The sequence below is a fragment of the Coprococcus intestinihominis genome (assembly GCF_040096555.1).
In the GTDB taxonomy this organism is placed as follows: Bacteria; Bacillota; Clostridia; order Lachnospirales; family Lachnospiraceae; genus Coprococcus_A; species Coprococcus_A intestinihominis.
On the sequence record NZ_JBBMEK010000203.1, the window covers coordinates 1 to 6,123 of the forward strand.

Annotated in this window: 5 protein-coding genes and 1 pseudogene; all 6 read right to left on the minus strand. The window is 42.9% G+C overall.

Annotated features, from left to right (window positions below):
• Window positions 1-1,082, minus strand: a 1,082-nt coding sequence (ispH, locus tag WMO25_RS13475) for a 4-hydroxy-3-methylbut-2-enyl diphosphate reductase (protein WP_349085738.1), incomplete at its 3' end; no start/stop codon positions are given.
• 12 nt (window positions 1,083-1,094) lie between these two features.
• On the minus strand, window positions 1,095-1,760 hold the full coding sequence (cmk, locus tag WMO25_RS13480; protein WP_015514153.1) for a (d)CMP kinase: 666 nt from the start codon (window positions 1,758-1,760) through the stop codon (window positions 1,095-1,097).
• Between the two features lie 13 nt (window positions 1,761-1,773).
• Window positions 1,774-3,021, minus strand: coding sequence for a BaiN/RdsA family NAD(P)/FAD-dependent oxidoreductase (locus WMO25_RS13485; RefSeq protein ID WP_349085739.1), 1,248 nt, complete (start codon window positions 3,019-3,021; stop codon window positions 1,774-1,776).
• Window positions 3,022-3,042: 21 nt separating this feature from the next.
• Window positions 3,043-3,933: a MurR/RpiR family transcriptional regulator gene (locus WMO25_RS13490; RefSeq protein ID WP_349085740.1), complete on the minus strand. Its 891-nt coding sequence runs from the start codon at window positions 3,931-3,933 to the stop codon at window positions 3,043-3,045.
• 161 nt (window positions 3,934-4,094) lie between these two features.
• The gene (locus WMO25_RS13495) at window positions 4,095-5,276 is read right to left on the minus strand and encodes an acetyl-CoA C-acetyltransferase (RefSeq protein WP_435384314.1); all 1,182 of its coding nucleotides are present in this window, start codon (window positions 5,274-5,276) and stop codon (window positions 4,095-4,097) included.
• 347 nt (window positions 5,277-5,623) lie between these two features.
• A pseudogene (locus tag WMO25_RS13500) lies at window positions 5,624-6,123 on the minus strand (oxaloacetate decarboxylase subunit alpha); the annotation flags it as partial.

Consider the following 6,123-nt stretch of genomic DNA (forward strand, 5'->3'; position numbering starts at 1 on the left):
CCATCATTTACTTTCAGAACTTTAGCCTGCATTGTATCGCCAACATTGACAACTGTTCTAAGGTCGAGATTAGATGTATTGGAATACTCATTTCTCGTGATGATTCCGTCTGCCTTGTAGCCTATATTAAGAATGATCTCGTCTTCTTTGACATCGATGACGGTACCTTCAACGACTTCTCCTGTTCTGATAGTTTTTAATGATGCTTCCAGCATCTGTTCAAAACTCTGTTCATTACCCATTTCTGACATATTGGTGTGAACCTCCTCGATAATATTATTTGGGGTCGATGCCCCTGCTGTAATACCTACATTACCTATAGATTCAAATGTCTTCAAATCCAAGTCAACAAGTGTCTGTATATAGTAAGTATTTTTACATTCGTTTTTGCAAATATCATATAATTTCTGCGTATTGGAACTCTGTCTTCCGCCAATGACAATCATTGCATCAACGCGTCCGGCTATCTCCCGGGCTTCTGACTGGCGTTCCTCAGTCGCATTGCATATAGTATTTAGACATCTTATATCATAACCCTTTTTTGAAATAATTTCAACTAATAATTGAAATTTATTGTAATTAAATGTCGTTTGTGATACAAGACACAATTTTTTATCCGGATCAGTCTTAAATTCCCGGGCTTCTTCCTCAGATTCGATAATCACCGGCGGTTCCTTGCACCACCCGCTGATTGCCTGCACCTCCGGATGATCCGCACTGCCTATAATAATAATGCCATATCCCTGTTCGCTGTATTTCTCGACAATGTGATGGATTTTCTTAACAAAAGGACATGTGGCATCCACAATATCAAATCCCATCTGTTTCAGAAGATCAATCTCCTCTTTGGATACTCCGTGTGACCGAATGATCATCGTCCCGCCTGCAAGGGCAGCTGCTTCTTCGATAGAATGAACCACCTTTACCCCTTTGGCCTCAAGGTCCTCAACAACCGTTTCATTATGTATGATCGGGCCATACGTGTAGACCTTGTCTCTGCCGGCAATGCCATAAGCCATATCAACCGCCCGACGGACACCGAAACAAAATCCTGCAGTCTTTGCCAAAATAACATTCTTCATTTTATACACCTTCTAAATGCGGTCAAGGATCAGCTGTCTAAGGCAATTAACGACTTCATCAATATTCATCTGTGATGTATCCACTCTGACCGCATCCTCTGCCTGTTTAAGCGGTGCGATTGCCCGGTTCATATCACGTTCATCACGCTCAATGACCTCACGTTCAACATTCTCCAAGGTACAATTGATTCCCTTCGCTGTAAATTCTTCATATCGTCGCAGGGCACGCACATGCGCATCCGCCGTCAGGAAAATCTTCACATCCGCATTCGGTAAAACATGCGTTCCGATATCTCTGCCATCCATAATGACATTTGATGCAGCTGCCAGAGAGCGCTGCAGAGAAAGCAGTTTAGCCCGCACTTCAGGTATTGCCGAAATCTTGCTGGACATCTCACTGACTGCCTCCGTACGGATAAAATCATTAACATTCCTTCCATTCAGAATAACCTGCTGTTCACCATCGCTGTATCGGATATCGATTGTGATTGCATCACAGGCACTTCTGACAGCATCCATATGCTGAATGTCCGTCTTCTGCTCTATCATATATAATGCCATGGCCCGATACATCGCACCAGTATCCACATAAATATAGTCCAGCTCCTTGGCAAGCTTTTTGGCGATTGTGCTCTTTCCTGCACCAGCTGGTCCATCTATCGCTACATTTATACTCATTATTCTCATTCCTTTACTCTGTGATTGCTTCTGCCGCAGACCTGCCCGCCAGATAAGCCGTTGACCAGGCAATCTGAAGATTATAACCGCCGGTAACTGCATCCAGATCCAGGATCTCACCGGCAAAATACAGCCCCTTCACAAGCTTCGATGCCATCGTACTCGGGTCCACCTCTTTAACACGGATGCCTCCCTGGGTAATGATTGCCTCATTAAAACCACGCACACCTGTCACCGTCATAGTCAAATGACGCATTGTATGAATCAATTTCTGGCGCTGCTTTTTCGTCACATCATGCACGATCATGTAAGGATCAATCTCCGAAAGTCTGATAATCACAGGTATCAGACTGGACGGTAAAAGTTCTGACAATGCATTTCTGATCTGCTTATTCATGTTCTTATCAAAATCCCTAAGCAGCCGTGCATCCAACTGTTCTTCGGTCAATGAAGGTTTCATATCAATCTCAGCCGTAACAGTGCCTTTCTTCAGATAAGGGGCTATCCGGGTACTGCCGCTTAATACAACCGGTCCGGTAATGCCAAAATGTGTAAACATCATCTCTCCGAATTCCCGGTAAAATTCTTTCTTCCCGCATCGAAGGGAAAAATTGATATTTTTCAAAGACAGTCCCTGAAGTTCTGTACACCATGCATCATCCACAATCATCGGTACAAGTGAAGGCACCCTCGGTGTCACATGATGACCCGCATGCTCAGCCATCCGATAACCGTCTCCGGTAGAACCTGTTGAAGGATAAGAGACACCGCCGGCAGCCAGGATCACCACATCTGCTTCAACCTTCTCTCCGCCGGACAAGAAAATCCCTCTTATCTCATTGTCTTCAATCCACAAATCACAGACTTGCTGTTTCAAATGGACCTGCACATGCCTGTCCTTCAAAACACGTTCCAGTGTACGGATCACATCAGAGGATTTATCTGAAACCGGAAATACTCTCTGGCCTCTTTCTGTCTTCAATTCCAGTCCCTGTTCAGTCAGGAACTGCATCATATCCTGATTGCTGAATGTATAAAATGCAGAATATAAAAATCGTGCATTTGTCACGACATGACTCAGCAATTCCTCCACATCATCGCATCCGTTTGTAATATTGCATCGACCCTTACCGGTAATAAAGAGTTTCTTCCCAAGTTTCTCATTATGTTCATATATATGAACTTCCGTATGTTCATTCGCTGCCGAAACAGCCGCAAATATACCGGCGGCTCCACCGCCGACAATTATTATTTTCTTCATAAAAAGACTCCATCCGAATCATTAATCAATGCGTTCATATTCGTTCATCGTATTCCATATTGATTCCATAGACAACATTGTATCCGTTACGGAATCCTTATACCGCATACTCAGTGCTGCCAGCAATGCATTAACAACACTGAGCGGTGCAACAAGCGAATCCACAAAGGAAACCATATCACTGCCTGCATAAATCGAACAATCTGCATATTTAGCCAATGGTGACTGTTCGCCGTCTGTAATAGCGATAATCTTCGCCTTACGGTTCTTGGCGAATGAAACGGTCTGTATTGTCTTCACTGAATAACGTGGAAAACTGATTGCAAGAATCACATCCTGCTCTCCAATACGATGAATCTCCTCAATTGATTCTGTCACACTGTCTGAACGTATTAATCGAACATCATCAAAGATATAGCTCAGATAATAGTTTAAAAATGAAGCAAGCGTACTGCAGCTTCTCCCGCCGATCACATAAATCTTCCTGGCATCCCCAATCAAATCAACCGCCCTGTAAAATGCATCCCGGTCAATCATTTCTTCCGTATGTTTCAAATTCTGTATATCATTATGGAGCACAGAAGAAATAAGATCCGGGCTCTCAGATAATCTCTCGTATGCCAGTGAAATTCTCTGAACAGAACTCAATCTCTGTTTCACAAGTTCTCCCAGTGCCTTCTGGAACTGCGGATATCCTTTAAAGCCAAGCTCTGTTGCAAATCGAACAACCGTCGATTCACTGACTCCGACAATCTTTCCAAGGCGAGCCGCTGTCATATCCACTGCCTTATCATAATTATTACATATATAATCTGCTATATATCTCTGCCCTTTGCTGAATGTTTTATAAGATTCCTCTATTAATTGCAGCACATCTGCCGATGTATCCATATTTGCCTCCAGTTTTTTCATCAGTCTGTTTTATCATAACACAGATTTTTCATTCCCGCAAGTAATCAAAGAATGCACACAAACTTATACTTCTTTGTGAATAATGCGAAGAAAAGGCTGTTCCAAAACATGTTTTGAAACAGCCTTTCTTTCATCCTCTATGTATGTTAGAAGAAAAGGAATTATTTTTTAACGATAAGAGCCTGGCCCTGGCCACCACCGATACACAGTGTAGCAAGACCTGTATGGGCGTCTTCTCTCTTCTGCATTTCATATAATAATGTAACAAGGATTCTGGCACCTGATGCACCAATTGGATGGCCAAGAGCAATAGCACCACCATTAACGTTAACCTTGCTCATATCAAACTTAAGATCCTGAGCAACTGCCAGAGACTGAGCTGCGAAAGCTTCATTTGCTTCGATCAGATCAAGATCATCAACTGTCATGTTAGCTCTAGCCAATGCCTTAGTAACTGCAGGGACAGGGCCAACACCCATGATAGATGGATCTACACCGCCTGTAGCATAGGAAACGATTGTTGCAAGAGGTTTGATACCTAATTCATCAGCTTTTTCTTTGGACATAACAACCAGAGCTGCTGCACTGTCGTTGATACCTGAAGCATTAGCCGCTGTAACTGTACCGCCATCTCTCTTGAAAGCTGGTTTTAATTTAGCCACTTTTTCAAGTGTTGTGCCGAATTTAGGATGTTCATCTGTATCAAATACTGTATCACCCTTCTTGCCATGGATAACTACAGGAACGATTTCATCTTTGAACTTGCCTGCTTTGATAGCTGCTTCTGCTTTGCTCTGGGAAGCTACTGCAAATTCATCCTGCATTTCTCTTGTGATACCGTATTTCTCAGCAACGTTTTCAGCTGTGATACCCATGTGATACTGGTTGAAAGCATCCCACAGACCATCATTAACCATAACGTCGATCATCTTAGAATTGTTCATTCTTGCGCCCCAACGAGCACTAGGAACTGCATATGGAGCAGCACTCATGTTCTCTGTACCACCACAAACAACGATTTCAGATTCGCCTGCAAGAATCTGGTTAGCTGCAAGAGCAACACTCTTCAGACCGGAACCACAAACGATATTAATTGTCATAGCTGTTGTCTCAATAGGAAGACCTGCCTTTAAAGTAACCTGACGAGCGATATTCTGGCCAAGACCTGCCTGTAATACGTTACCGAAAATAACTTCATCAACCATCTCAGGTTTGATGCCTGCTCTCTTAACTGCTTCCTTAACAACGATTGCACCAAGTTCTGCTGCTGGAACATCCTTTAATGTACCGCCAAATGTACCGATAGCTGTTCTACATGCACTTGCAATTACAATTTCTCCCATGATCTTGTTCTCCCTTTCAATAACATAACATGATAAAATATTAATAAAGCTGCAATGTCACGTGCGTATTAACGAAACTCTTTGAAAAACTTTTGACCCATTTTCAACTCCCATGAGCATTCGTTAATTCTTTAACATCGTGTTGATGTTATTATATCATGAATTTCTGATTTGTACAGTACTTTTTTTTAATTTTTTAAAGTTTTTTATTTTTTGTCTGAAAATCATCCCTGTTCGGCAATTTCTTTCAGCACTATTGATTGACGAGTGCTCGCAAAAAGCAAATTGGCCCAGCCAACTACATGTTAATAATCTAACGTGATTGGCTGAACCAATTTATCTATTTCCTACACTGGATAAGCTCCGGCTTTCGTGTCCGCCCGGGTAGGATCGACTTTCTCCTGCTGCGCCTCACGGTACTTGAAGAAATCAACGGCTACCTGCGGGAATAAAGCGTAGGATAATACATCTTCATCCTGCTGTTTATAGCGGGCCACCTCTTTCTCCATTTCCCTCAGCTCGGGTTTCAGAAGATCTGCCGGACGACAAGTGATCGGTGTCTCATCACCGCAGGCTTTCTTCTGAACTTCTGGATTAAATGGCTTCACGGTCTGACCGTATTCGCCATGAAGCAGGGCCTTGCTTTCTTTGGTAATCATTTTATAGCGTTCACCCATCAGAACGTTCAGTACAGCCTGGGTACCAACAATCTGTGATGACGGTGTTACAAGCGGCGGTTCACCAAAGTCTTTTCTTACACGAGGGATTTCCTCAAGTACGTCATAATATTTATCCTCAGCATGTGCATCTTTCAACTGCGATACCAGATTGGAAAGCATACCGCCGG